The sequence below is a fragment of the Mesorhizobium sp. M2E.F.Ca.ET.209.01.1.1 genome, from assembly GCF_004010375.2.
Lineage (GTDB): Bacteria > Pseudomonadota > Alphaproteobacteria > Rhizobiales > Rhizobiaceae > Mesorhizobium.
In genome coordinates this window covers 1-293 of sequence record NZ_SADP02001127.1, presented here as the reverse complement: position 1 = coordinate 293, position 293 = coordinate 1, and the positions used below count along the sequence as shown (strand labels likewise).

The window sequence follows — 293 nt, the reverse complement described above, 5'->3', positions numbered from 1 at the left end:
CTGGCAGAATGCATGCGGCTCCGTGGCCAAATTTCCGCGGCCAGTGGTGACTTAGCTGGTGCCGCGCGCCTATTCGAAACAGCGATTGCTACTGCCCGTCGGCAGCAAGCGAGATTCTTCGAGCTTCGCGCCACAACGCAACTAGCACCAGTTCTCGCGCGACAAGGTCGCGTCAATGATGCCGAGACGCGGCTACGATCCGTGATCGACGCGTTTGAAACCAGATATCCGGTCGTCGACCTCATCGCTGCGCAGAGGGCGCTGGACACGCTGCGTTAATGAGCATCTATGCC

1 protein-coding gene is annotated in these 293 nt (G+C 59.7%); it reads left to right on the top strand.

Features of this window, described 5'->3' with window-relative positions:
- On the top strand, nt 1–279 hold a 279-nt coding region (locus tag EN852_RS42050), incomplete at its 5' end, for a hypothetical protein (protein ID WP_210238338.1).
- Between the last annotated feature and the right edge of the window lie 14 nt (nt 280–293).